Source organism: Stenotrophomonas rhizophila, assembly GCF_003751305.1.
In the GTDB taxonomy this organism is placed as follows: Bacteria; Pseudomonadota; Gammaproteobacteria; order Xanthomonadales; family Xanthomonadaceae; genus Stenotrophomonas; species Stenotrophomonas rhizophila_B.
Genome location: NZ_RJKV01000002.1, coordinates 491817 through 515764 on the forward strand (window position 1 = coordinate 491817; position 23948 = coordinate 515764).

The following is a 23948-nucleotide window of genomic DNA, read 5'->3' on the forward strand; positions in this document are numbered from 1 at the left end:
GGTGATGCCGCTGCAGCGGCCCCGTTGTCTGGAGATGCCTGTGACCCCCACCAACCCCCTGCTCGATTTTTCCGGTCTGCCGCGTTTCGATGCGATCCAGCCTGAGCACATCGCCCCGGCGATCGACGCCCTGCTGGCCGAGGCCGAGGCGGCGGTAACGACCGCCGAGACCGTCACCCCGGTGACCTGGGCGACCTTCGCCGATCCGCTGGACGATGCCACTGAGCGCCTGTGGCGTGCGTGGGGCCAGGTGGGCCACCTGCAGGCTGTGGTGAATACCCCGGCGCTGCGCGAGGCCTACAACGCCAACCTGCCCAAGGTGACGCGCTTCGGCAGCGCATTGGGCCAGAACCTGGCGCTCTACCAGCAGTACCGCGCCCTGGCCGCTGCGCCGGAAGCGGCGCAGTACGATCCGGCACGCCGCAAGGTGCTGGAGAACGCCCTGCGTGATTTCCGGCTGGGCGGTGCTGAACTCGATGACGCCGGCAAGGCGCGCTACAGCGCGATCCGCGAGGAACTGTCCGCGCTCTCGGCGACGTTCTCGCAGAATGTGCTCGATGCGACCGATGCCTGGTCGCTGCACGTGGAAAACCGCGCCGAACTGGCTGGCCTGCCGGACGATGTGATCGCCGCTGCCCGCGCTGCCGCAGAGAAGGATGGCCTGCCCGGCTGGAAGCTGACCCTGCAGATGCCGTGCTATATCCCGGTGCAGACCTACGCCGAACATCGCCCGCTGCGTGAGGCGCTGTATCGCGCCAACGCGGTCCGCGCCTCCGAATTCGGCGATGCCGCGCTGGACAACAGCGGCAACATCGATCGCGTGCTGGCGCTGCGTGCGGAGCTGGCCGCACTGCTGGGCTTTGCCAACTACGCCGAGTATTCGATCGCCACCAAGATGGCCGAAGATGCGCCGCAGGTGCTGGGTTTCCTGCGCGATCTGGCGGCGCGTGCCAAACCGTATGCACAGCGCGACCGTGCCGAGCTGGAGGCCTTCGCGCGCGACGAACTGGGTCTGGCCGCGCTGGAAGCATGGGATCTGGCCTTCGCGGCGGAGAAGCTGAAGCAGGCGCGCTACAGCTATTCCGAGCAGGACGTGAAGCAGTACTTCACCGAGCCGAAGGTGTTGGACGGCCTGTTCAGTGTGATCCGCAGTCTCTACGGGCTGGAGGTACAGCCGGACAGCGCGCCGGTGTGGCACCCGGACGTGCGCTTCTTCCGGGTGGTCGATGCGCAGGGCGCGCTGGTGGGTCAGTTCTACCTGGACCTGTACGCGCGCGAAGGCAAGCGTGGTGGCGCGTGGATGGACGATTGCCGCAACCGCCGCGAGACCGCTGCCGGTGTACAGACGCCGCTGGTGTACCTGGTCTGCAACTTCGGCAAGGGCGCCGCGGGGCAACCGGCGACCTTCAGCCACAGCGATGTGACCACCCTGTTCCATGAAATGGGGCATGGGCTGCATCAGTTGCTGACCCGCATCGGCGAGCTCGGCGTGGCCGGCATCAACGGTGTGGAGTGGGACGCGGTGGAGCTGCCGAGCCAGTTCATGGAAAACTTCTGCTGGGAATGGGAGCGCGTGCAGGCGATGACCGCACACGTAACTACCGGCGAGCCGCTGCCGCGTGCGCTGTTTGACCGCATGCTGGCCGCACGCAATTTCCAGAGCGGCATGTTCACTGTGCGCCAGCTCGAGTTCGCCCTGTTCGACATGCAGCTGCACAGTGATTTCGACCCGAGCCAGGACAGCGTGCAGGCCCTGCTGGAGCGTGTGCGCGATGAGGTGGCGGTCAACCGGCCGCCGGCCTGGAATCGGTTCCCCAATCAGTTCAGCCACATTTTTGCCGGTGGCTATGCGGCGGGCTACTACAGCTACAAGTGGGCCGAGGTGCTCAGCGCCGATGCCTATGCCGCGTTCGAGGAAGCCCCGGACAAGGTGACCGAGACCGGTCAGCGGTTCCGCGATGAAGTGCTCTCGCGGGGCGGCAGCCGGAGTGCGGCAGAAAACTTCGCTGCGTTCCGTGGGCGCGCGCCGACCGTGGACGCGCTGCTGCGGCACAACGGGATGGTGTGACCCCGGTTACGGTAGTGCCGGCCGCTGGCCGGCTCTGCATCCTGCCGCCAGGGGCGGGGTGTCATGCAACGTGAGGAGCCGGGCAGCGGCCGGCACTACCCGGCAGCGTGATCGGACCGGACGTGGCTCATTCGGCGTAGATCATCTTGCGGGTCATGCCGCCGTCGACGATGTGGTCCTGGCCGGTGATGAAACCGGCCAGGTCCGAGAGCAGGAACACCGCCAGCGCGCCGATGTCCGGCGGCTGGCCAACCCGGCCGACCGGATGCTGCGCCTGATCGCGGCGCGAGAGCTTGGGCGTGCGCCGGCGTGAGGGTGCCTGCCAGGCATCGGTGGTGATCCAGCCGGGGCTGATGCTGTTGACCCGCACCGCCGGCCCTTCGCTCAACGCGAGTGCATGGGTGAAGGCGACCAGCCCGCCCTTGGCCGCGGCATAGGCTTCACTGTCCGGTTCGGACTGCCATGCACGCGTCGAGGCGATGTTGAGGATGGCCCCGGTGTGCTCGCGCAGGGCGGGCAGGGCGTGTTTGCTGCACAGGAAGGCGCCATGCAGGCTGGAGAGGCGGCGTTGCCACTCAGCCAGCGGCATCTCCGCCAACGGCGTGCCATGGGCACTGGCGATGCCGGCATTGTTGACCAGGCCATCCATGCGGCCAAAGCGCTTCAGCGTCGCCTTCATCAGCGCCTGCACACTGCGCTCGCTGGCCACGTCCGCGCGCTGGAACGCCGCGCGCTCCGGCAGCGCCCATTCGGTCAAACAGGCCTTGCCGGCATCGGCATCCAGGTCGGCGATCATCACGCTTCCGCCAGCGCCCAGCACCGACTGCGCGATGCCACGGCCCACCCCCTGCGCACCCCCGGTGATCACCACCACGCGATCGCGCAGCGGCTGTGCCGGCCAGTCGAGAATGGCCGGAGTCAGTGGCACGGCGGCATGTCGTTGCGGCCCAGCAGGCGCGTCCAGCCTTCGATGCCGAGCTTGTCCAGCGTTTCGATGTTGCGCTCCACGATCACGTCCGGATCCGGGAACGCGGCGACCGCACGCTCGACGCTGTCTTCGCGCAGCAGGTGCAGAGTCGGGTAGGGCGCGCGGTTGGTGTAGTTGCTCACGTCATCCGGCGCCGCGCCGGCGAACTGGTACTGCGGATGGAAGCTGGCCACCTGCAGGATGCCCTGCAGGTCCAGTGCTTCGATCGCCGCATCGGCGTTGTCGAGGAAATCGTTGTAATCCAGGAAATCGGTCAGCACGTCCGGATGCACGATCAACGTGGTGTCGATCTGTTCGGCCGGCGTGTCACGCAGCAGGATCAGCTCTTCGGCCAGTTCTTCGACCAGCGCTTCCGGTGTGGTCGCATCGCTGAGCACGAAGCGCACCTGGTCCTTCACGTACACCGCTTTGGCGAACGGGCACAGGTTCAGGCCGATGACGATCTGCTCCAGCCATTTCCGGGTCTCGGCAATGGGATCGTGGGTGGCAGTGAGGGACGCATCGTTCATGGCGGGCGGTGTCGCTGGCTGGGCTGTTGATTGTACGGCGCGGCGGTGAAGCGGGTGGGTGATCGGCTCCACTGTCCATTAACTGGACACCGGTCATCCTGATAAATCCTTATCCGGCAATCACTTGCAGTGATCGAGCCAACGGCCAATAGGCAGTGGCCCGCCGCAGGTATCCAATGGCCGGGTACACGACGCAAGGAGTTTTCCGTGATGGCAACACATGCATTCCTGCCGACGGCCACGTGGTCCGGCAAGCTGTTCGAGGGTCAGTGGAGCCCGGGTGCCGGCACCCAGGACGTGGTCGAACCCGCCACCGGCGAGCGGCTCGGTGAGATCGCGATGGCCGACCCCGCGCAGATCGCACGCGCGGCCGCCACTGCCGCCAGCGCACAGCGCGATTGGGCCAGTGCCCCGTATGACACTCGCGCGCAGGTCCTGCGCCGTGCCGCGCAGCTGGCCGAAGAGCACAACGACGAGATCGTGCAGTGGCTGGTCCGCGAAAGTGGCTCCACCCAACTCAAGGCCGGCTTCGAGGCCAAGGTGAACACCAAGGCGCTGCATGAGGCGGCGGCACTGCCCTCGCGCTGCATCGGTGAAGTGCTGCCGTCCGAACCGGGCCGTCTGAATCTGGCGCGCCGCCGCCCGCTCGGCGTGGTCGGTGTGATTGCGCCGTTCAATTTTCCGCTGTATCTGGCCATGCGCGCCGTCGCCCCGGCACTGGCGCTGGGCAATGCGGTGGTGCTCAAGCCCGATCCGCGTACCGCCGTGTGCGGTGGCTTCGTGATCGCACGCCTGTTCGAACTGGCTGGTCTGCCTGCTGGCCTGCTCCATGTGTTGCCGGGCGATGGTGCGGCCGGTGCGGCGCTGACCAGTGACCCGAACATCGCGATGATCCAGTTCACCGGGTCCACCGGTGCCGGGCGCAAGGTGGGTGAAGCGGCGGGTAAACACCTGAAGAAAGTGTCGCTGGAACTGGGCGGCAAGAACTCGCTGATCGTGCTCGACGATGCGGACATGGATCTGGCCATCGCCAACACGGCGTGGGGCGTCTACCTGCATCAGGGCCAGATCTGCATGGCCACCGGCCGCGTGCTGGTCCAGCGCAGCATCCATGCGCGCTTCCTGGAAAAGCTGGTGGCCAAGGCGAAATCGCTCAAGGTCGGCAATCCGGCCGACGGCGAGGTGGCGATCGGGCCGTTGATCAATGCCCAGCAGCGCGACCACGCCGCGCGCATCGTCGCCGAGGCGCAGGCCGCCGGTGCCACCCTGGCCACCGGTGGTGGCTACAAGGATCTGTTCTTCGAGCCGACCGTGCTCAGCGATGTGAGCCGCGACAACCCGGCTTTCCACGAAGAGATCTTCGCGCCGGTCGCGGTCGTGGTGCCGTTCGATACCGATGACGAGGCGGTGGAGCTGGCCAACGACAGCGAGTACGGCCTGTCGATGGCGATCGTGTCCAGCAACGTGGGCCGCGCGCTGAAGCTGGGCGAACGGCTGCGCACCGGCCTGCTGCACATCAACGACCAGACCGTGAACGATGAGGTGATCAATCCCTTCGGTGGCGTTGGCGCCTCGGGCAACGGCACCAGCATCGGTGGCCCGTCCAACATCGACGAGTTCACCCAGTGGCAGTGGATGACCGTCAAGGGCGAAGCGCCCGCGTACCCGATCTGATCCAGGAGATTCTCATGACCGCAACAGCAGAACTGCGCGACATCACCGTGGCCGTGGTGCGCGAAAAAGAACAGCCCTTCACGATCGAGAAGGCGCGCATCCGTGGCCCGCAGGACGATGAAGTGCTGGTCCGCGTAGTCGCCACCGGCCTGTGCCATACCGACCTGATCGTGCGAGACCAGTACTACCCCGTGCCGCTGCCGGCGGTGCTCGGCCATGAAGGCGCGGGCATCGTCGAAGCGCTCGGCCCGGGCGTGAAAGACCTCAAGGTGGGCGACCATGTCGTGCTGACCTACGGCGCCTGCGGTCACTGCAATCCCTGCAGCGGCGGCCACGGCGCCTACTGCAAGGATTTCTTCGGCCTGAACTTCGGTGGCGGTGCGCTGGACGGCTCCACCGCGATCCAGGACCCGGACGGCAACCCGCTGCACGATCACTTCTTCGCGCAGTCCTCGTTCGCTACCTACGCACTGAGCCGCGAAAACAACGCGATCAAGGTGCCCGACGATGCGCCGATCGAACTGCTCGGCCCGCTTGGCTGCGGCATCCAGACCGGTGCCGGTGCGGTGATCAACTCGCTCAAGGTGACCGCCGGCAGCAGCTTCGCCAGCTTCGGTGCCGGCGCGGTCGGGCTGAGCGCGGTGATGGCCGCACGCGTGGCCGGTGCGACGACCATCATCGCCATCGATGTGGTGCCTTCGCGCCTGGAGCTGGCCAAGGAACTGGGCGCCACGCACGTGATCAACAGCCGCGAGGTCGATGTGGTTGAAGCGGTGCGCGGGATCACCGGCGGCGGCGCGAACTTCGCACTGGAATCCACCGGTCGTCCGGAGGTGCTCGCGCAGGGCATCGAGGCCCTCGGCGGGCTGGGGGTGATCGGCGTGGTAGGCGCGCCGAAGCTGGGCACCAAGGCCGAGTTCGACGTCAACAACCTGCTGCTCGGCGGACGCAGCATCCGTGGCATCGTCGAGGGCGACAGCGTGCCCAAAGTGTTCATTCCGCAGCTGGTGCAGCTGTATCAGCAGGGCCGCTTCCCGTTCGACAAGCTGGTCAAGTTCTACCCGCTGGATCAGATCAACCAGGCCGCCGAGGACAGCACCCGCGGTGTCACCCTCAAGCCGATCCTGACCATCGGCGGGTGAAACGGTCCGTCGCAGGCATGCATGCCTGCGACGACGTACCAGTCAGCTTTGCGGGAGTAGGCTGTCGGTTCGAGGTGGAGATCGACCGATGGCCGCGATGGTTCTGGAACAGCAGCAGGTATTGGCCGCCGCCCGTCAGCGTTTCGCCGAGGGCGGCGCGTTGATGGACAGCGTGGTCAGCCCGCCGGTGCAGCGCTCCTGGGAGCGCTCGCGCCAGGCCGGCGTGCAGCCGCGGCAGGAGCCGTACTACGCGCCTCTTGCCGCGGCTGCCATGCGCCTCGACGACCCTGCCGACCGCCGCCTCGCACGCTGTGTGCGCGAGGACATGGACCACCTCTGGGCCGCCTTCGGTGGCCGCCAATGGACCCTGTTCTGCGTCAACGCCGACGGCCTGGTCGTCGCCCAGCGCGAACATGGCCTGGCCGACGTGCCGGTGCTGCGCCCGATCCAGATCGGTCGCCGCCTGCGCGAGATCGACATCGGCACCACCGCACCGGCCTGCAGCCTGGCCGAAGACGCGCCCGCCTTGGTGCGCGGCAACGAGCACTATCTCGACCGCTTCGCCTCGGTGTTCTGCCTGAGCGTCCCGCTGCATGGGTTGGATGGCGAAGTACTGGGCACACTGGACATCACCGGCACCGGCGAGCGCGATGCCGAGCTGTTGCACGGCTACTTCCGCCAGGCCGCGCTGTCGGCCGAGAACCGCCTCATGCAGGACCACCGCCCCTGCCACCTGCTGGCCGTGCAACACGACACCCGCTGGCTGCACTCACCGCTGCAGGGCCTGCTGGCCATCGAAGAAGACGGCCATGTGCGCGCCGCCAACCGCGTCGCCCGCCGCCTGTTCGGACTGCCGCGTCGCGGCCACTTGCCCGTTCTCACCCTGGACGGCCTGTTTGCCGGCGCCAGCCCCCACCAGCGCCGCCGCCTGCTGCAGAGCGGCCCTGCCCATCGCGTCCGCCTGGATGACGACACCGCCGTGCACGTGCAGTACCTGCGCGGACCACTCGCACCGCATGCAAGCGTGAAGCTCGATGTGCAGCATGCCAACGCCACGAACGCATCACTGCGCGCGCAGAACACACAGCACGTCCGCGAGACCGTGGCCGCCCACCAGGGCAACGTCAGCGCCGCCGCACGTCAGCTCGGCATCTCACGCACCACCCTGTACAAGCTGATTCGCGCGTAATGACCAGCGCCCGGCGGTACATACGCCGGAAGCCGCATCTTTTCGATCTGCGCAACGAGGTTGCCGGCCACGGGCCGGCACTACCGCTTTGCTCGCCGATCCGGTGACGCATTGTCGGGGCGGCGGGTAGGGCCAGGCCTTGCCTGGACCATGAGCGGCATGGATGCCGCGACATGAGCCCCCATGGATGGGTTCACGGCGGGTCCGGGCAAGGCCTGGCCCTACCCGACGCAGCGCGCCAGCAATGAATCGCCAGCGCTTTTCGCTACAGTCCTTCGGCCAAGATCAATCGCGGAAATTATCGAACTGCAGCGGCACCTCGAACGTCTCCTTCCGCAACAGCGCCATCGCATCCTGCAGATCATCGCGCTTCTTGCCCGTCACCCGCAGCTTGTCGCCATTGATCTGACTGTCCACCTTCAACTTGGCCTCCTTGATCTTCGCCGCGATCTTCTTGGCCACCTTCTGCTCGATCCCCTGCTTGACCGTGATCTTCTGCCGCGCGCCGGCCAGATTCGACTCGATATCACCGAACTCCAGGCACGCCGCATCGATCTTCCGCGCCGTCAGGCGCTGACGCAGGATGTCCGTCATCTGCTGCAACTGGAAATCGCTCGGTGCGGACTGACTGATCACGCTGTCTTCCAGCACGTACTTGGCGTCCACCCCCTTGAAATCGAAGCGCGTGGACAGCTCGCGGTTGGCCTGGTCGACCGCATTGGTCAGCTCGTGGGTGTCGACTTCGGAAACGACGTCAAAAGAGGGCATGGGGAGAACTCCAACGGGTGAATGCCCCATTCTAACCAACCCGCCATGGACGGCCCGTCCCCGGCGGCGATAATGGGCCATGAACACCCAACGCTCCCCCTCCCGCGCCGTTGCCTGGATGCTGATGGCCGTGGCCTGCTTCTCGCTGATGGATGCCGGCATGAAGCAGCTGGCCACCAGCTACCCCACCCTGCAGGTCACCTTCCTTCGCGGCGCGGCCTCGCTGCCGTTCGTGCTGGTCTGGGTGCTGGCCACCGCCGGCCCGCGTTCGCTGGTGCCCAAGCGCTGGGTCCTGCACCTGCTGCGCGGCGTGCTCGGCATGGCGATGATCGGCTGCTTCGTGTACGCCCTGCGCAGCCTGCCGCTGTCCACGGCCTACACCATCTATTTCGTTGCCCCGTTGCTGATTGCCGCGCTGTCGGTGCCCCTGCTCGGGGAGAAGGTCGGCCCGCGCCGCTGGATCGCCATCGGGATCGGCCTGGTGGGCGTGCTGGTCGTGCTGCGGCCCGGCGTCGGCGGCTTCATCTCGCTGCCCGGGCTGATGGTCCTGCTGGCTGCGACCGCCTACGCACTGGCCGCGATCACGGTCAGCATGCTGACCCGCACCGACACCCCCCAGTCGATGGTGGTGTGGTTCCTGGTGATCATGGCCGTCGGCGCGGGTCTGCTGGCGATCCCCGACTGGCGGCCACTGCAGCTGGGCCATGCCGCGCTGATCGCCGGCATGGGCCTGGCCGGGGCAGGGGGGCAGGTGGCCCTGACCCGCGCCTTCCAGCTGGGCGAAGCCTCCATGATCGCCCCCCTCGAGTACACCGGGCTGGTCTGGGTGATCGGCTGGGATCTGCTGTTCTGGGGCGCGCTGCCCGACTCGGTCACCTGGCTGGGCGCGGCGATCATCGTGGCCTCCGGCCTGTACCTGCTGCACCGGGAGCGGGTCCGCCAGATCCAACCGCCCAGACCGCTGGACCACCCCTGAGCCGGCCCGGGTGGGCCATGACGCCGCCTTATAATCAAACGGAATATGATTCGATCCTGCCGCGCGGGCCAAGGCCGTCCCGCGCTGGTAGGCTGCACGCCCCCTCCCGTCGATGCCCCGGTTGACCGCGAAGTGATCGAGTTCCAGCGCCTGCACAAATCCTATGCCGTCGGCGGCCGCGCGATTGCCGCGCTGCAGCCGCTGGATCTGACCATCGAGGCCGGCGAAGTGTTCGGCATCATCGGCCATTCCGGCGCGGGCAAATCGACCCTGATCCGGCTGATCAACCGGCTGGAGGAGCCCACCGGCGGCCGCCTGCTGATCAATGGCGAGGATGTCACCGCGCTCGATGCCGAGGGTCTGCGCGTGCTGCGCCGGAAAATCGGCATGATCTTCCAGCACTTCAACCTGCTCTCGTCGCGCACGGTGGCCTCCAACGTCGCCTTCCCGCTGGAGCTGGCGGGGACGCCGCGGGCGGAGATCGACGCGCGCGTCAACGAACTGCTGCATACCGTCGGCCTGGAAGCGCACGCCAACAAGTACCCGGCGCAGCTGTCCGGTGGCCAGAAGCAGCGCGTCGGCATCGCCCGCGCCCTGGCCACCCGCCCGCAGATCCTGCTGTGCGATGAGGCCACCAGCGCACTGGACCCGCAGACCACCGCCTCGGTGCTCAAACTGCTCGGCAAGATCAACCGCGAGCTGGGCCTGACCATCGTGCTGATTACCCACGAGATGGACGTGATCCGCCGTGTCTGCGACCGCGTTGCGGTGCTCGATGCCGGCCACCTGGTCGAGACCGGCCCGGTCACCGAGGTGTTCCTGCACCCGCAGCACCCGACCACCCGCCGCTTCGTGAGCGAGTCCGAACAGGTGGACGAGGGCGAGCTGCACAAGGACTTCGAGGCCGTCGCCGGGCGCATCGTGCGCCTGACCTTCCTTGGCGCGGACACCTACGAACCGCTGCTGGGGCGCATCGCGCGCGAGACCGGCGTGGACTACAACATCCTGTCCGGCCGTATCGACCGGATCAAGGACACCCCGTATGGCCAGTTGACCGTGTCGCTGGTCGGGGGCGACGTGCAGGCCGCACAGGCCGGCTTTGTCGCTGCCGGTGTCCACCTTGAGGAGCTGCGCCGATGATCCTGGCTACCGCAGGCGGGTTCTTCCGCCATCTCGACGCCGGCAAATGGGCTGATATCGGCCAGGCCACGCTGGATACCCTGCTGATGCTCGGCGGCTCGCTGCCGCTGACCCTGCTGATCGGCCTGCCGCTGGGCGTGCTGCTGTTCCTGACCGGCTCGCCGCAGCTGCACCGCAAGCCGGTGCTGTATGGCGCGCTCGCGCTGCTGGTGAACCTGCTGCGTTCGGTCCCCTTCATCATCCTGATGATCGTGCTGATCCCGCTCACCCTGTGGATGATGGGTACCTCGCTCGGCGTCCGCGGTGCGATCGTGCCGCTGGTGATCGGCGCGGCGCCGTTCTATGCGCGCCTGGTCGAAACCGCGCTGCGCGAAGTGGACCGCGGCGTGATCGAAGCCACCCAGGCGATGGGCGCGACCACCTGGCAGCTGGTCACCCGGGTGCTGCTGCCTGAAGCGCGGCCTGGCCTCATCGCTGGCGCCACCGTCACCGTGATCGCCCTGATCGGCTTCACCGCGATGGGCGGTGCGATCGGCTCGGGTGGCCTGGGTGACCTGGCGTTCCGCGACGGCTATCAGCGTTCGCATACCGACGTGGCCCTGGTCACCGTGGTGCTGCTGCTGGTGCTGGTACAGATTCTGCAGATGATCGGCGACCGCCTGGTGGGGCATTACAGCCGGAAGTAACCGGTAGGTACCGACCATTGGTCGGTACGCCATCCTCGACGCCGCGTCGTGGCTGGCCCTCCAGGCCGAGTACGATCTGAAGACGCTGCCGACCCGGCAGGAAATCGAGCGCAGGGTGCAGCCGCGCGAGGCGCCCTGACCGCCGCCCTTATCGGACGTTCGGCACTTCAAAGCCCAGCCGGTCCACCTGCTCGGGGTGCTGCGGCACGCGCTTGAGCTTGTCGGTGTTGACCCCGTAATCGTCACGCAGGCGGGTGGCGAGCTCCTTGTAGAGCTCCTTGTCCATGTCCGGCTGGCGCGCGAACACCCAGGCCATCTCGCGGCCCGGGTAGCCGAGCATCGCCCACGAATAATCCGGCGCGACTTCCAGCACGCGGGTGTGGGTCGGCACGACCTTGTAGAACCAGGTGCGCCAGTTGTGGTTGCCGCTCTTTTCGTCCACTGAAGCGCGCACCGTCAGCTCCTGCAGCGGTTCGGAGAAGCCGTTGCGGTAGCGGTAGGTGATGGACACTTTCTGGTCGCCACGCAGGCGGAATTCGTTGACGCTGGCGACGTGGCCGCGTTCGATGGGATTCGGCACCCGGCCGATCACATACCAGGTGCCCATGAAACGCTGCAGGTCGATCGGCGCACCGGCGCTGTCGACGGCGACCGGGGTCGGCGCGGGTTCCGGCTTGGTCTCATGGCGGAACGCACAGGCAGACAGCAATGCCATCGAGGAGACCAACAGGACAGCGCGAAGCGGGCGGTTCGAAGACATGCGGCGGGTGGCTCCAGTGGCTGGCAGAGGCATGGTGGGTGGGACAGCGGAGAACGTCAATGGCGGCGCAGCGGTTGCGTGACCGATTCACACTGACGCGACACCGGCGACCCTTCCGACACCGTGCCGTACAAGGTCGCAGCCCTTGAGATGGCGGCGCGGCAAGGTGACGCATCACTTTCGCACGGAGCTGTGTCATGACCCTGTCGTCTTCCCCGCGTTTGTCCGACCGTCCGGATCCCCGGGTGCTGCGTTGCGTCAGGCAGGTTGCCCTCGCCGGGATGGCCCTGGTCCTGGTCTGGCCGGCCGCGCGGGGGCATAGCGAGTGGATCGGCTGGCTGCCGATGTGGCTGATCGGCATGCCGCTGATGGCCTGGTGGAGCCTGCATCGCTTCCGCCTGCCGCTGGCCGGCCTGCTCAACCGGACCGCCCGCCGCCGCCGCGGGCCGCAGGCCCTGCGCCGGCGGCGCCCGCTGGTGCGTCCGGCGCGGCCTGACCTTCGACACGTGAGCCGCGGCCAGCCGGTGTGATAGCGTCCCAAGGCTATGAACGCCTGGAGCTGCAATGTCACGATTCGCTTCCGCCTGCCTCGTGGCAGGTCTGATCTCCGCCGGTGCGGCGGGAACCGCCATGGCCGCTGACGCCCCCGCGGATAAGTACGCCTGGCTTGAAGACGTCACCGGCGACAAACCGCTGGCGTGGGTCAAGGAACAGAACGCCAAGTCCGAAGGCCGCCTGGCCTCGACGCCGGCCTTCAAGCAGATGGAGACCAGCATCCGCGAGGTGCTCGATTCCGACGCCAAGATTCCCGGCGTGCAGAAGATCGGTGACTACTACTACAACTTCTGGAAGGACAAGCAGCACGAGCGCGGCCTGTGGCGCCGCACCACGCTGGCCGAGTACCGCAAGGCCTCGCCGCAGTGGGAAACCGTGCTGGACCTGGATGCACTGAACAAGGCCGAGGGCGAGAACTGGGTCTGGCACGGCGCCGACTGCCTGCGCCCGGACTATTCGCGCTGCCTGATCGCGCTGTCGCGCGGCGGCGCCGATGCCGATGTCACCCGCGAGTTCGACCTGGCCAACAAGACCTGGATCAAGGACGGCTTCTTCCGCCCCGAGTCCAAGGGCGGCCTGAACTGGATCGACCGCGACACCGTGTTCGTCTATACCGATTTCGGTACCGGCACGATGACCACCTCCGGTTATCCGCGCGTGGCCAAGCTGTGGAAGCGCGGCACCCCGCTGACCTCGGCCTCGGTGGTCTACGAAGGCAAGCCCGATGACATGTACATCGCGGCCATGCACGACGATACCCCCGGCTACGAGCGCAACCTGGTCAGCCGCACGCTGGCCTTCTACAACAACGAGCTCTACCTGCGTGCCGACGATGGCAAGCTGACCAAGATCGATGCGCCGAACTCGGCCGAAAAGGGCCTGCGCAAGCAGTGGCTGACCCTGGAGCTGCGCGAGCCGTGGACCGTGGGCGGCAAGACCTACGCCGCCGGCTCGCTGCTGGCCACCAAGCTGGACGATTACCTTGCCGGCGAGCGTGACTTCGACGTGCTGTTCGCGCCGACCGAGACCACCTCGCTGGCCGGCACCAGCTGGACCAGGAACCATCTGGTCCTGAACGTGCTGGACGACGTGAAGAGCCGCCTGAGTGTCCTGACGCCGGGCGACACCGGCTGGAAGACGACGGCCTTCACCGGTGCGCCGTCGTTCGGCACCGTGGCCGTCGGCGCGGTGGATGCCGATGACAGCGATGCGGTGTGGATGACCGTCACCGATTACCTGACCCCGACCACTTTGGCCATTGCCGAGATCGGCAAGCAGCCTGAAGTGCTCAAGACCATGCCGGCGTTCTTCAACGCCGATGGCAAGGTGATCGAGCAGCACTTCGCCACCAGCAAGGATGGCACCCGCGTGCCGTACTTCGTGGTGCATCGCAAGGACATGAAGCTGGACGGCTCCAACCCGACGCTGCTGTATGGCTACGGTGGCTTCGAGATCTCGCTGACCCCGTCCTACTCCGGTGGCATGGGGCGCGCGTGGCTGGAGAAGGGCGGCGTGTACGTGGTCGCCAACATCCGCGGCGGTGGCGAGTATGGTCCGCGCTGGCACCAGGCGGCGCTCAAGCAGAACCGTCACAAGGCGTATGAAGACATGGCCGCGGTCGCACGCGATCTGGTCAGCCGCAAGATCACCTCGGCCAAGCACCTGGGCGTGCAGGGTGGCAGCAACGGTGGCCTGCTCACCGGCAACATGCTGACCCAGTACCCGGAGCTGTTCGGTGCGGTGGTGGTGCAGGTTCCGCTGCTGGACATGAAGCGTTACAGCCACCTGCTGGCCGGCGCGTCGTGGATGGCCGAATACGGCAATCCGGATACGGCCGATTGGGCGTTCATCAAGACCTTCTCGCCGTACCACCTGTTCGATGCCAGCAAGACTTACCCGCCGGTGCTGTTCACCACCTCCACCCGCGATGACCGTGTGCATCCGGCGCATGCCCGCAAGATGGCGGCCAAGATGATCGACGCCGGCAAGGACGTGACTTACTACGAGAACATCGAAGGTGGTCACGGCGGTGCGGCGAACAATGCGCAGGCCGCGCATATGTCGGCTTTGGCCTATAGCTTCCTGTGGGAGCAGCTCTCCAAGTAAGCTCGGGGTGCTCGACGGCCAGGGGCGGTCGAGCAGCCGGCAGGGAGTGAGCCTGCCGCAGACGTTGTAGCCCCCTGGAGAAGACTCCGGGTGGTGGGGCGTCAGGTTGGCTCCACCCCATGTTCAGCGCCACGCAGCGATGCGTGGCGTTTTTTTTATGGGCCGCTCACCGCACCCATGTTTCCAGCCCGCGCGCGATGCGCCGCACCGCTTCTTCCAGGCGAGGCACGTCCTGCGTGTAGGCCAGCCGCACATGCGCGTTGGCGCGGTGGTGGCCAAAGTCCAGGCCCGGCGTGAACGCCACATGCTCCGTTTCCAGGAAATGCGCACAGAACGCCTGCGCATCATCGGTGAAGGCGCTTACGTCGGCGTAGAGATAGAACGCGCCTTCCGGCTCCACTGCGATGCGGAAGCCCAGCGCACGCAGCGCTGGCAGCAGGTAATCGCGACGCTCGCGGAACGCCGCGCGCCGCTGCTCGAAGATCGCGATCGCGTCCGGCTCGAAACACGCCAGCGCCGCATGCTGGGCGATGCTCGAGGCGCTGATGTACAGATTCTGCGCGAGCTTCTCCAGCTCACGGACCGCCTGCGGCGGCGCCACCAGCCAGCCCAGGCGCCAGCCGGTCATCCCGTAGTACTTGGAGAAACTGTTGAGAACGAACGCTTCATCATCGACCTGCAGCACGCTGGCGGCGTCCATGCCGTAGGTGAGGCCGTGGTAGATCTCATCCACCACCAGATGCCCGCCGCGTGCCTTCAGGGACTGCGACAGCGCCGCGAGCTGCGCCGCCGAGAGCACGGTGCCGGTCGGATTGGCCGGGGAGGCGACCAGCGCACCCACGCTGTCCGCGTTCCACTGCCGTGCCACCAGCTCCGGTGTCAGCTGGTAGGCCGTCTCGGGCCCGACCGGGACCAGCTGCGCGGCCCCTTCCACCAACCGCAGGAAGTGCCGGTTGCACGGGTAGCCGGGATCGGCCAGCAACCAGTGCTTGCCGGGATCGACCAGCAGACTGCTGGCCAGCAACAGCGCGCCCGAGCCACCCGGCGTGACCAGGATCCGCTCGGGGTCGATGTGTACCTGGTAGCGATCCTGATAAAACCCCGCAATCGCCTCGCGCAGCGCGGGCAGGCCGCGGGCCGCGGTGTAGCGGGTGTGGCCGGCCGCGAGCGCGGCTTGGCCGGCGCGCACGATCGGTGCGGCGGTGGTGAAGTCCGGCTCGCCGATCTCCAGGTGGATCACATCGTGGCCAGCCTGCTCCAGCGCCTGCGCGCGGGCCAGCAGCGACATGACGTGGAAGGGTTCGATGTCCTGGCTGCGGCGGCTGTAGCCGGTGCCGGTCGGGGGCGTGCGGGAAGTATCCATGGCCTGATGATAGGCGCAGTGACCAACGACAGGCTTGCTGCTGGCCCACCCGCCAGCACAGACTGCACGGACACGGACGCCATTGCATTCCCCCGCCAGGAACCTTATCTCGTGAAACCCGCCCTTTGTTTACTGGTTGCCAGCCTCATGACCTCCAACGTGCACGCCGCCCCCGCGCTGACTCCGCCCGACGCCGAGAAGCACCCGCACACGGTGAAGGCTCCCTTTGGCGCGACCCGCAGCGACGATTACTACTGGCTGCGCGACGACAAGCGCGAAGACACGAAGATGCTGGCCTACCTGAATGCGGAGAACGCCTACACCGATCAGGTGGTGGCCCCGCTCAAGCCACTGGAAGACACCCTGTACAAGGAGATCGTCGCCCGCATCAAGCAGGACGATGCCAGCGTGCCCTCGCGTGACCGCGGCTACTGGTATTACACCCGCTTCGAAACCGGCAAGGACTACCCGATCCAGGCGCGCCGCAAGGGCAGCATGGAGGCGCCGGAAGAGATCCTGCTCGACATCAACACGATGGCCGAGGGCAAGGGCTACTTCAACGTGGGCGATGCCGATGTCAGCCAGGACAACCACCTGTTGGCCTGGGCCGAGGACGATGTCGGCCGCCGCCAGTACGTGATCCGTTTCAAGGACCTGCGCACCGGTGAGGTGCTGCCGGATCGCATCGAGAACGTCTCGCCCAACGTGGTCTGGGCCGATGACAACCGCACCCTGTTCTATGTCGAGAATGATCCGGACACCCTGCTCACCGTGCGCGTCAAGAAGCACGTCCTGGGCACCCCGGCCAGCAGCGATGTGCTCGTGTATGAAGAGAAGGACGACAGCTTCTACATGGGCGTCGGCCGCACCCGCGATGATCGTTTCCTGACCATCGAGCTGCACAGCACGGTGAGCTCGGAAACCCGCTACGCCCCGGCTGCCGACCCGCAGGCGTTCACGGTGCTGGCGCCGCGTGCGCGCGATGTGGAATACGACGCCGACCACTTCAACGGTCGCTGGGTGATCCGCACCAACGCTGCGGATGCGAAGAACTTCAAGATCGTCACCGCACCCAGCGATGCCACCGCGCGCAGCCAGTGGAAGGACTGGGTCGCGCACGATGACGCCGTGCTGATCGAAGGCTTCGAACTGTTCGACGGCTTCACCGCGATCGCCGAGCGTTCCAACGGCCTGGAGCGCGTGCGCCTGCTGTTCCCGGATGGCCGCCAGGATTATGTCAAGGCGGATGAGCCGGCCTATTCGATGGGGTTGGCCGCCAACAGCGAGCACGACACCCCGTGGCTGCGTTACGCCTACACCTCGCTGACCACGCCGACCACCACCTACGAGCTCAACACCGTCACCGGTGAACGCCGCCAGCTCAAGCAGCAGCCGGTGATCGGCTATGACCCGTCGCAGTACACCACCGAGCGCGTGTGGGTGACGGCCCGCGATGGCGTCAAGGTGCCGGTGTCGCTGGTCTACCGCAACGGTTTCAAGAAGGACGGCACCGGCGCGCTGTACCAGTACGCCTACGGCAGCTACGGCATGTCGATGGATCCGGGTTTCAACCAGACCGTGGTCAGCCTGCTCGATCGCGGCGTGGTGTATGCCATCGCCCACATTCGCGGCGGCCAGGAAATGGGCCGTGCGTGGTATGAGGACGGCAAGCTGCTCAAGAAGCAGAACACCTTCAACGATTTCGTCGATGTCACCCGCGAGCTGGTCCGTCAGGGCTATGCCGCCAAGGATCGCGTCGCCGCCTCCGGTGGCAGCGCCGGTGGTCTGCTGATGGGCGCGGTGGCCAACCAGGCGCCGCAGGACTATCGCGTGATGGTCGCGCAGGTGCCGTTCGTCGATGTGGTCACCACCATGCTCGACGCCAGCATCCCGCTGACCACCAACGAGTACGACGAGTGGGGCAACCCGGAGCAGCGCGAGTATTACGACTACATGCTCACGTACTCGCCCTACGACAACGTCAGCAAGCAGGCGTACCCGGCCCTGTTCGTCGGCACCGGCCTGTGGGATTCGCAGGTGCAGTACTGGGAGCCGGCCAAGTGGGTGGCCAGACTGCGCGATGACAACACCGGCCACTTCCCGATCGTGTTCCGCACCAACATGGAAGCCGGCCACGGTGGCAAGTCCGGCCGCTTCCAGCGTTACCACGAGCTGGCCGAGTCGTACGCGTTCGTGCTCGACCAGCTTGGCGTGACCACATCCCGGTAATGCCGGCCGGCGGCCGGCAACCTCGGCGGGTCGGCGATTTCCGTTGGCCGACGATCTCGTGTCGTCGGCCAATGCAGTGAGGCCGCCATCGCGGCGGCCGGTCCGGGTCGCTATGCTGGCACCATGTCCCGGCCCGAACGCCCCGTGGTTTCCGAAGCGCCGGCTGAGCGGCGACGGGTGCGTTTCCGCTGGGCGTGGTGGCTGCTGGCCTATGTCAGCCTGGGCACCGGCATCGTCGGCATCTTCGTGCCGGGCCTGCCCACCACCGTGTTCATCCTGATCTCGGCCTGGGCCGCCTCGCGCGGCTCCGAGCGCCTGCACAACCGTCTGCTGGCGCACCCGCAGTTCGGCCCGGCGATCCGCAACTGGCAGGCGCACGGCGCGGTCAGCCGTCGCGGCAAATGGATGGCGACCCTGACCATGGCGGTGTGCGCGGGCATCATGCTGTGGTGCGTGCCGATCGCCTGGGTGAAGTGGCTCTCCATCGGCAGCATGACCTGCGTGGCGCTGTGGCTGTGGTCCCGGCCGCTGCCGCCGCAGGATGGGCTCCGGTAGTGCCGGCCAGCGGGCGGCACTACCAGGGTGCCTCCAAGGGCGTGATTGCTGCGCTGCCCGTTCATCCTGCCAGCACCCAAGCGCTCAAACACCGCGGCTATACTCGGAGGATGAAGACATCCCCCCGTACCCTCATCTCCCTGACGCTGGCCGCCTCGGCGCTGCTGGTGCTGTCGGCCTGTGGCAACAAGGGCCCGCTGGTCCTGCCGCAGAAGCCGGTCCCGGTCGAAGAACAGCTGGTTGAACCGGCCGCCGACGACGCCACGCCGCCGGCTGCCGATGCCGATACCGATTCCCCGGTGGTTCCTGATCCCGTGGAAGCCCCGGCGCTGAAGGCCGATGACGGGAATGAGTAAGCCGAACACCTCCGCGGCGCTGCGCTTCACCAAGATGCATGGCGCCGGCAATGATTTCGTGGTGTTGGACCTGCGAGATGGGAGCGCGCCGCCGGATGCTGCGCTGGCCGCGCGTCTGGCCGATCGCCACACCGGCGTGGGCTGCGACCAGATACTGACCATCGAGCCGCCCAAGGCAGAAGGCTCGGTCGCCTCGTACCGGATCTGGAATGCCGATGGCAGCATGTCCGAGCAATGCGGCAACGGCGCGCGCTGCGTCGCGGCCTGGCTGGTGCGTGATGGCGCGGCTGCCGGCAGCACCTTCGCTATCGACAGCCCGGTCACCACCCATGCAGTCGAACGGCTGGGCGAAGACCAGTACGCGGTGGCCATGGGTGTGCCGCGTTTCGAGCCGGAGAACGTGCCGCTGATCGGCTTCGCCCGCGCCCGCGAGGAATACCTGCTGCCGCTGCAGGGCGACACGGTGCGCTTCGGCGCGGTCTCGATGGGCAACCCGCATGCCGTGATCGAAGTGGGCCTGGTCGACGCCGCCCCGGTCGAGCGTTTGGGCCCGCTGCTGCAGCAGCACGCCTCGTTCCCGAAATCGGTCAACGTAGGTTTCGTGCAGGTGCTCAGCACGCAGCACGCGCGCCTGCGCGTTTATGAGCGTGGCGCCGGAGAAACGCTGGCCTGCGGCAGTGGTGCCTGCGCCGCAGCCGTGGTGATGATGCAGCGCGGTCGCCTGCAGCGCGATGCCACGATGTCGCTGCCCGGCGGCGATCTGCGCATCCGCTGGCCGGCCGACGATGCACAGATCGTGATGTCTGGCCCCGCAGCCTTCGTCTTTGATGGAGAGTGGAACGCATGAGCGAGACCGCCGAGAAAATCGGGTCGCATGAAGTAGCCGCCTGGCTGCGTCGGCATCCGACCTTCCTGAAGCAGTTCCCGGACCTGGCATTGACCCTGGTGGTGCCGCGCGATGACGGCCCCACCGCGTCACTGGCGAGCTACCAGCTGGACGTGCTGCGCGACAAGAACCGTGAGCTGTCGCGACGGCTGGCCGATCTGGCCGCCAATGCACAGATCAACGAGCGCTTGGCGGTCCGCACGCACCAGCTGACCCTGGCGCTGATGAAACAGGACTCGGCGGCAGACACCCTGCGGGCCATGGCCGCCTCGCTGGAAGAAGATTTCGCCGGGGATCTGGTCCGCTTGATCGTGCTGCATCCCGTCGCCGGGCTGGAACAGGCGCCGTGGCTGCAGGTGATCGAAGAAAGCAGCCCGCTGCTCGGTGTGTTCCGCGATTGCCTCAAGGATGGCGAGCCGATCTGTGGCCGCCTGCAGGTGGAGAAGAACACCGTGCTGTACGCCGGGCGCGCCGAGGAAGTGCAGTCCAGCGCGCTGCTGCCGCTGCCAGGTGTTGGCCTGATCGCGGTCGGCAGCCATGATGGCAATCGGTTCTACCCGGGCATGGGCACGCTGTTCCTGCGCATGATGGGCGAATCGCTGGTCGTCGCGCTGCAGCGCTTCTCCTCGCCATAACGTTCCTTCGAGCGGAGTCGCCGTGAGTACCGCGCAGGACTTCCTGTCGCACCTTCAAGTGGAGCGCCGCATGTCGGCGCACACGCTGGATGCCTACCGTCGCGATCTCGATGCACTCGCGGCGTGGACGGACGGTCAGGGGGCGGTGATCGATACGCTGGACAGTGCGCAGCTGCGCCAGTTCATCGCTGCCGAACACCGCCGTGGGCTGTCGCCCACCTCGCTGCAGCGCCGGCTTTCGGCGTGCCGCAGTTTCTACGCGTGGCTGCTCAAACACCACCGCATCGCCGCCAATCCGGCCACGGGCCTGAAAGCGCCCAAGGCGCCGCGCAAACTGCCGCAGGTGCTCGATGCCGACGAAGCCGTGCAGCTGGTCGAACTGCCCACCGATGCGCCGCTCGGCCTTCGCGATCGCGCGCTGCTGGAGCTGTTCTATTCCTCCGGGCTGCGCCTGAGCGAACTGTGCGCGCTGATCTGGCGCGACCTGGATTTCGATACCGGGCTGGTCAACGTACTGGGCAAGGGCAACCGCGAGCGCCGCGTGCCGTTCGGTTCGCATGCGCGCACCGCACTGCAGGGCTGGCGGGCCGACAGCGGCGGCGCGGCAACCGCACCGGTATTTCCCGGGCGCAAGGGCGGGCCCATCACCCAGCGCGCCGTGCAGATCCGCATCCGCCAGCTGGCCCAGCGCCAGGGCCTGTTCAAACACGTGCACCCGCACATGCTGCGGCACAGCTTCGCCAGCCACATCCTGGAGTCCTCCGGTGACCTGCGCGGTGTGCAGGAGCTGCTCGGCCATGCCGATATCGCCACCACGCAGATCTATACCCACCTGGATTTCCAGCATCTGGCCAAGGTCTACGATGCCGCGCACCCGCGTGCCAAGCGCCGCAAGAGCGGCAACGAAAGCTGAATCGATCCGCTGCGGCATCCGGGCGCAGGGCAGGGCGGGTTGAAGCGTCGGGCAGAGACCCCACCTCAGTCTTTGTCACCCCGGAGGCTCCATGGACCCCAGTCAGAACCCCAACGTATTTCATGCCACCACCATCATCTCGGTGCGGCGCAACGGGCATGTCGCCGTCGCCGGCGATGGCCAGGTCACGCTCGGCCACACGGTGATGAAGGGCAACGCCCGCAAGGTGCGCCGTCTGGGTCGCGAGGGCCAGGTGCTGGCCGGTTTCGCCGGCGCTGCCGCCGATGCCTTCACCCTGTTCGAGCTGTTCGAGGCCAAGCTGGAAAAGCACGGCCAGCTGCAGCGTGCTGCAGTGGAACTGGCCAAGGATTGGCGCACCGAGCGCCGCCTGGGCAAGCTCGAAGCGCTGCTCGCCGTCGCCGACAAGGACACCTCGCTGATCATCAGCGGCACCGGTGATGTGATCGAACCGGAAGACGGGATCATCGCGATCGGTTCCGGTGGCTCCTACGCCCTGTCGGCCGCCCGCGCGCTGATGGCGCATACCGAACTGGACGCCCGCACGATTGCCACCGAGTCGATCAACATCGCCGGCGACATCTGCATCTACACCAATCGCAACGTGGTGGTCGAGGAGCTTTGACCCGAAGGGTCAACGCTCGGTAGCGCCACGCCATGCGTGGCTCCACATCAGCGTTACGTCGCTGCCAGGCAGGCCGGTGATACGACATTCCACCCCATATCCTCGTGAGCACACCCATGCCGCACAAGATTGAAGTTTCGTCCGCCACCATGACCCCGCGCGAGATCGTGCAGGAACTGGACCGGCACATCGTCGGCCAGCACGACGCCAAGCGCGCGGTCGCCATCGCGCTGCGCAACCGCTGGCGCCGCATGCAGCTGCCGGCCGAGCTGCGCAACGAAGTCATGCCCAAGAACATCCTGATGATCGGCCCGACCGGCGTCGGCAAGACCGAGATCGCGCGTCGCCTGGCCACGCTGGCCAATGCGCCGTTCGTCAAGGTGGAAGCCACCCGTTTCACCGAGGTCGGCTATGTCGGCAAGGACGTGGAGCAGATCATCCGCGACCTGGCCGACACCGCGGTCAAGCTGTATCGCGAGCAGGCCAAGGTCCGCGTGCGCACCCAGGCCGAAGAGCGCGCCGAAGACCGCATCCTGGATGCATTGCTGCCGCGCCGCAGCACCGGTATCGGCTTTGATGCCGAGGCCGCGCGCAACGAGCCGTCCGCGCAGGACAACGAGACCCGCATCAAGTTCCGCCGCATGCTGCGCAACGGTGAGCTGGACGAGCGCGAGATCGAATTGGAAGTGTCGGCCAACGTCAGCATGGACATCATGACCCCGCCGGGCATGGAGGAAATGGGGCAGCAGCTGCGCCAGATGTTCTCCAGCATGGGCGGTGCGAAGGCACAGAAGCGCACGCTGTCGATCAAGGCCGCGCGTCCGCTGTTGATCGAGGAAGAGGCCGGCAAGCTGGTCAACGAAGACGATATCCGCAGCGCGGCGATCGAGGCCTGCGAGCAGCATGGCATCGTGTTCATCGATGAGATCGACAAGGTCGCCAAGCGCGGTGACAACGTCGGTGGCGGCGATGTGTCGCGCGAGGGCGTTCAGCGCGATCTGCTGCCGCTGGTGGAAGGCTCCAACGTGTCCACCAAGTACGGCACGATCAAGACCGACCACATCCTGTTCATCGCCTCCGGTGCGTTCCACCTGGCCAAGCCCAGCGATCTGATCCCGGAGCTGCAGGGGCGTTTCCCGATCCGCGTGGAACTGGGCGCGCTGAGCAAGCAGGACTTCGTGCGCATCCTGACCGAGCCGAAGGCCGCGCTGACCAAACAGTACGAAGCGCTGCTGCAGACCGAAGGTGTCTCGATGAAGTTCACCGTCGATGCGGTGGACCGCCTGGCCGAGATCGCCTTCCAGGTGAACGAGCGTCAGGAAAACATCGGCGCGCGCCGCCTGCACACGGTGCTGGAGCGCCTGCTGGATACGCTGAGCTATGAAGCCCCGGACCGCGATGGTGAGACCATCAGCATCGATCAGGCCTACGTCGACGCGCACCTGGGTGAGCTGGTGCAGGATCCGGACTTGAGCCGCTACATCCTGTAACGGCACGCAACGATCGGGTGGTAGGAAGAGCGGCGGCACTTCGGTGTCGCCGTTTTTTTTGCTTCTTCTGTCAAAGGCTGTCTCCGTTTGGGACTGCCGCGAGCGTGAGGGCCCCGCAGCGACTGGCAGGCCCCTCGGCAAATGTCCCCCGGCCGCCGCCGTCAGGCGACGGCCTCCTCCTTGATTTTGCCCAGGGACCTGCCGGCCGCTACGGGGCTAAGCGTGCTGTCCGCGTGCGACAAAGCAGACCTTCCGGTGGACGCCAGAGCGCTGGACACGTGGGTCGCGACGCCCTTGTGGGCGAAATAAAGGAGGAG

General features: G+C 66.8%; 22 protein-coding genes. 17 read left to right on the top strand and 5 right to left on the bottom strand.

Annotated elements, in window-relative coordinates; translation table 11 throughout:
• The first annotated feature begins 34 nt into the window (after positions 1-34).
• A complete protein-coding gene (locus EDF74_RS10775) occupies positions 35-2068 on the top strand; it encodes a M3 family metallopeptidase (RefSeq protein ID WP_123730127.1) in 2034 nt (677 codons plus the stop codon).
• Between the two features lie 127 nt (positions 2069-2195).
• Here the strand turns inward: EDF74_RS10775 and EDF74_RS10780 are convergent, their stop codons facing one another.
• Both EDF74_RS10780 and EDF74_RS10785 read right to left on the bottom strand, forming a co-directional pair.
• Positions 2196-2996 (bottom strand): SDR family oxidoreductase, encoded by an 801-nt coding sequence (locus EDF74_RS10780; protein WP_123730128.1) that lies wholly within the window; start codon positions 2994-2996, stop codon positions 2196-2198.
• The gene (locus tag EDF74_RS10785; protein WP_123730129.1) at positions 2987-3565 is read right to left on the bottom strand and encodes a DUF1415 domain-containing protein; all 579 of its coding nucleotides are present in this window, start codon (positions 3563-3565) and stop codon (positions 2987-2989) included. The genes EDF74_RS10780 and EDF74_RS10785 overlap by 10 nt, the downstream gene beginning before the upstream one ends.
• A gap of 210 nt (positions 3566-3775) precedes the next feature.
• On the opposite strand from EDF74_RS10785, the gene EDF74_RS10790 reads away from it, so the two are divergent.
• From EDF74_RS10790 to EDF74_RS10800, 3 genes are all read left to right on the top strand, one after another.
• Entirely contained in the window at positions 3776-5239 is a 1464-nt protein-coding gene (locus EDF74_RS10790) for a benzaldehyde dehydrogenase (RefSeq protein WP_184997206.1), read from the top strand.
• A 14-nt stretch (positions 5240-5253) separates the two neighbouring features.
• Entirely contained in the window at positions 5254-6381 is a 1128-nt protein-coding gene (locus EDF74_RS10795; protein ID WP_123730131.1) for an NAD(P)-dependent alcohol dehydrogenase, read from the top strand.
• An 88-nt stretch (positions 6382-6469) separates the two neighbouring features.
• The gene (locus EDF74_RS10800; RefSeq protein WP_123730132.1) at positions 6470-7570 is read left to right on the top strand and encodes a helix-turn-helix domain-containing protein; all 1101 of its coding nucleotides are present in this window, start codon (positions 6470-6472) and stop codon (positions 7568-7570) included.
• Positions 7571-7855: 285 nt separating this feature from the next.
• Here EDF74_RS10800 and EDF74_RS10805 read toward each other — a convergent pair whose 3' ends face one another.
• Positions 7856-8338 (bottom strand): YajQ family cyclic di-GMP-binding protein, encoded by a 483-nt coding sequence (locus EDF74_RS10805; protein WP_123730133.1) that lies wholly within the window; start codon positions 8336-8338, stop codon positions 7856-7858.
• Between the two features lie 79 nt (positions 8339-8417).
• Here EDF74_RS10805 and EDF74_RS10810 point away from each other — a divergent pair, with 79 nt between their 5' ends.
• The 3 genes from EDF74_RS10810 (at position 8418) to EDF74_RS10820 (ending at position 11140) form a co-directional block, all read left to right on the top strand.
• Complete coding sequence (locus tag EDF74_RS10810) at positions 8418-9314, top strand: DMT family transporter (RefSeq protein ID WP_123730134.1); 897 nt, start codon at positions 8418-8420, stop codon at positions 9312-9314.
• Positions 9315-9446: 132 nt separating this feature from the next.
• A complete protein-coding gene (locus tag EDF74_RS10815) occupies positions 9447-10454 on the top strand; it encodes a methionine ABC transporter ATP-binding protein (RefSeq protein ID WP_123730135.1) in 1008 nt (335 codons plus the stop codon).
• Complete coding sequence (locus tag EDF74_RS10820) at positions 10451-11140, top strand: methionine ABC transporter permease (RefSeq protein ID WP_123730136.1); 690 nt, start codon at positions 10451-10453, stop codon at positions 11138-11140. Before EDF74_RS10815 ends, EDF74_RS10820 begins: the two co-directional genes overlap by 4 nt.
• A 148-nt stretch (positions 11141-11288) precedes the next feature.
• On the opposite strand, the gene EDF74_RS10830 is transcribed toward EDF74_RS10820, so the two are convergent.
• Positions 11289-11900: a lipocalin family protein gene (locus EDF74_RS10830; RefSeq protein WP_123730137.1), complete on the bottom strand. Its 612-nt coding sequence runs from the start codon at positions 11898-11900 to the stop codon at positions 11289-11291.
• Positions 11901-12097: 197 nt separating this feature from the next.
• Here EDF74_RS10830 and EDF74_RS10835 point away from each other — a divergent pair, with 197 nt between their 5' ends.
• Together EDF74_RS10835 and EDF74_RS10840 are read left to right on the top strand one after the other, a co-directional pair.
• Positions 12098-12430, top strand: a complete 333-nt coding sequence (locus tag EDF74_RS10835) for a hypothetical protein (protein WP_123730138.1) — start codon at positions 12098-12100, stop codon at positions 12428-12430.
• Positions 12431-12464: 34 nt separating this feature from the next.
• Entirely contained in the window at positions 12465-14561 is a 2097-nt protein-coding gene (locus EDF74_RS10840) for a prolyl oligopeptidase family serine peptidase (RefSeq protein ID WP_123730139.1), read from the top strand.
• A gap of 166 nt (positions 14562-14727) precedes the next feature.
• Here the strand turns inward: EDF74_RS10840 and EDF74_RS10845 are convergent, their stop codons facing one another.
• Positions 14728-15924, bottom strand: coding sequence for a pyridoxal phosphate-dependent aminotransferase (locus tag EDF74_RS10845; protein ID WP_123730140.1), 1197 nt, complete (start codon positions 15922-15924; stop codon positions 14728-14730).
• Positions 15925-16035: 111 nt separating this feature from the next.
• Here EDF74_RS10845 and EDF74_RS10850 point away from each other — a divergent pair, with 111 nt between their 5' ends.
• The 8 genes from EDF74_RS10850 to hslU all read left to right on the top strand — a co-directional run bounded on the left by EDF74_RS10850 (position 16036) and on the right by hslU (position 23631).
• On the top strand, positions 16036-18153 hold the full coding sequence (locus tag EDF74_RS10850) for a S9 family peptidase (protein ID WP_123730141.1): 2118 nt from the start codon (positions 16036-16038) through the stop codon (positions 18151-18153).
• A gap of 123 nt (positions 18154-18276) precedes the next feature.
• Complete coding sequence (locus tag EDF74_RS10855) at positions 18277-18708, top strand: YbaN family protein (protein WP_123730142.1); 432 nt, start codon at positions 18277-18279, stop codon at positions 18706-18708.
• A gap of 110 nt (positions 18709-18818) precedes the next feature.
• On the top strand, positions 18819-19064 hold the full coding sequence (gene lptM, locus EDF74_RS10860) for an LPS translocon maturation chaperone LptM (RefSeq protein WP_123730143.1): 246 nt from the start codon (positions 18819-18821) through the stop codon (positions 19062-19064).
• Positions 19057-19911: a diaminopimelate epimerase gene (gene dapF / locus EDF74_RS10865; RefSeq protein WP_123730144.1), complete on the top strand. Its 855-nt coding sequence runs from the start codon at positions 19057-19059 to the stop codon at positions 19909-19911. The genes lptM and dapF overlap by 8 nt, the downstream gene beginning before the upstream one ends.
• Entirely contained in the window at positions 19908-20585 is a 678-nt protein-coding gene (locus EDF74_RS10870) for a DUF484 family protein (RefSeq protein ID WP_123730145.1), read from the top strand. Before dapF ends, EDF74_RS10870 begins: the two co-directional genes overlap by 4 nt.
• Before the next feature lie 22 nt (positions 20586-20607).
• The gene (xerC, locus tag EDF74_RS10875) at positions 20608-21498 is read left to right on the top strand and encodes a tyrosine recombinase XerC (protein WP_123730146.1); all 891 of its coding nucleotides are present in this window, start codon (positions 20608-20610) and stop codon (positions 21496-21498) included.
• A gap of 91 nt (positions 21499-21589) precedes the next feature.
• Positions 21590-22141: an ATP-dependent protease subunit HslV gene (gene hslV, locus EDF74_RS10880; RefSeq protein WP_019183676.1), complete on the top strand. Its 552-nt coding sequence runs from the start codon at positions 21590-21592 to the stop codon at positions 22139-22141.
• Positions 22142-22257: 116 nt separating this feature from the next.
• Positions 22258-23631: an ATP-dependent protease ATPase subunit HslU gene (gene hslU, locus EDF74_RS10885; RefSeq protein WP_121039962.1), complete on the top strand. Its 1374-nt coding sequence runs from the start codon at positions 22258-22260 to the stop codon at positions 23629-23631.
• Positions 23632-23948 lie beyond the last annotated feature (317 nt).

Bases quoted from the DNA above. Each gene is read 5' to 3' on its own strand.
- EDF74_RS10775 (WP_123730127.1), top strand. From the start codon at position 35: ATGCCTGTGACCCCCACCAACCCCCTGCTCGATTTTTCCGGTCTGCCG.
- EDF74_RS10785 (WP_123730129.1), bottom strand. From the start codon at position 3,565: ATGAACGATGCGTCCCTCACTGCCACCCACGATCCCATTGCCGAGACC.
- EDF74_RS10790 (WP_184997206.1), top strand. From the start codon at position 3,776: ATGGCAACACATGCATTCCTGCCGACGGCCACGTGGTCCGGCAAGCTG.
- EDF74_RS10795 (WP_123730131.1), top strand. From the start codon at position 5,254: ATGACCGCAACAGCAGAACTGCGCGACATCACCGTGGCCGTGGTGCGC.
- EDF74_RS10800 (WP_123730132.1), top strand. From the start codon at position 6,470: ATGGCCGCGATGGTTCTGGAACAGCAGCAGGTATTGGCCGCCGCCCGT.
- EDF74_RS10805 (WP_123730133.1), bottom strand. From the start codon at position 8,338: ATGCCCTCTTTTGACGTCGTTTCCGAAGTCGACACCCACGAGCTGACC.
- EDF74_RS10810 (WP_123730134.1), top strand. From the start codon at position 8,418: ATGAACACCCAACGCTCCCCCTCCCGCGCCGTTGCCTGGATGCTGATG.
- EDF74_RS10820 (WP_123730136.1), top strand. From the start codon at position 10,451: ATGATCCTGGCTACCGCAGGCGGGTTCTTCCGCCATCTCGACGCCGGC.
- EDF74_RS10830 (WP_123730137.1), bottom strand. From the start codon at position 11,900: ATGTCTTCGAACCGCCCGCTTCGCGCTGTCCTGTTGGTCTCCTCGATG.
- EDF74_RS10835 (WP_123730138.1), top strand. From the start codon at position 12,098: ATGACCCTGTCGTCTTCCCCGCGTTTGTCCGACCGTCCGGATCCCCGG.
- EDF74_RS10840 (WP_123730139.1), top strand. From the start codon at position 12,465: ATGTCACGATTCGCTTCCGCCTGCCTCGTGGCAGGTCTGATCTCCGCC.
- EDF74_RS10845 (WP_123730140.1), bottom strand. From the start codon at position 15,924: ATGGATACTTCCCGCACGCCCCCGACCGGCACCGGCTACAGCCGCCGC.
- EDF74_RS10855 (WP_123730142.1), top strand. From the start codon at position 18,277: ATGTCCCGGCCCGAACGCCCCGTGGTTTCCGAAGCGCCGGCTGAGCGG.
- lptM (WP_123730143.1), top strand. From the start codon at position 18,819: ATGAAGACATCCCCCCGTACCCTCATCTCCCTGACGCTGGCCGCCTCG.
- dapF (WP_123730144.1), top strand. From the start codon at position 19,057: ATGAGTAAGCCGAACACCTCCGCGGCGCTGCGCTTCACCAAGATGCAT.
- EDF74_RS10870 (WP_123730145.1), top strand. From the start codon at position 19,908: ATGAGCGAGACCGCCGAGAAAATCGGGTCGCATGAAGTAGCCGCCTGG.
- hslV (WP_019183676.1), top strand. From the start codon at position 21,590: ATGGACCCCAGTCAGAACCCCAACGTATTTCATGCCACCACCATCATC.
- hslU (WP_121039962.1), top strand. From the start codon at position 22,258: ATGCCGCACAAGATTGAAGTTTCGTCCGCCACCATGACCCCGCGCGAG.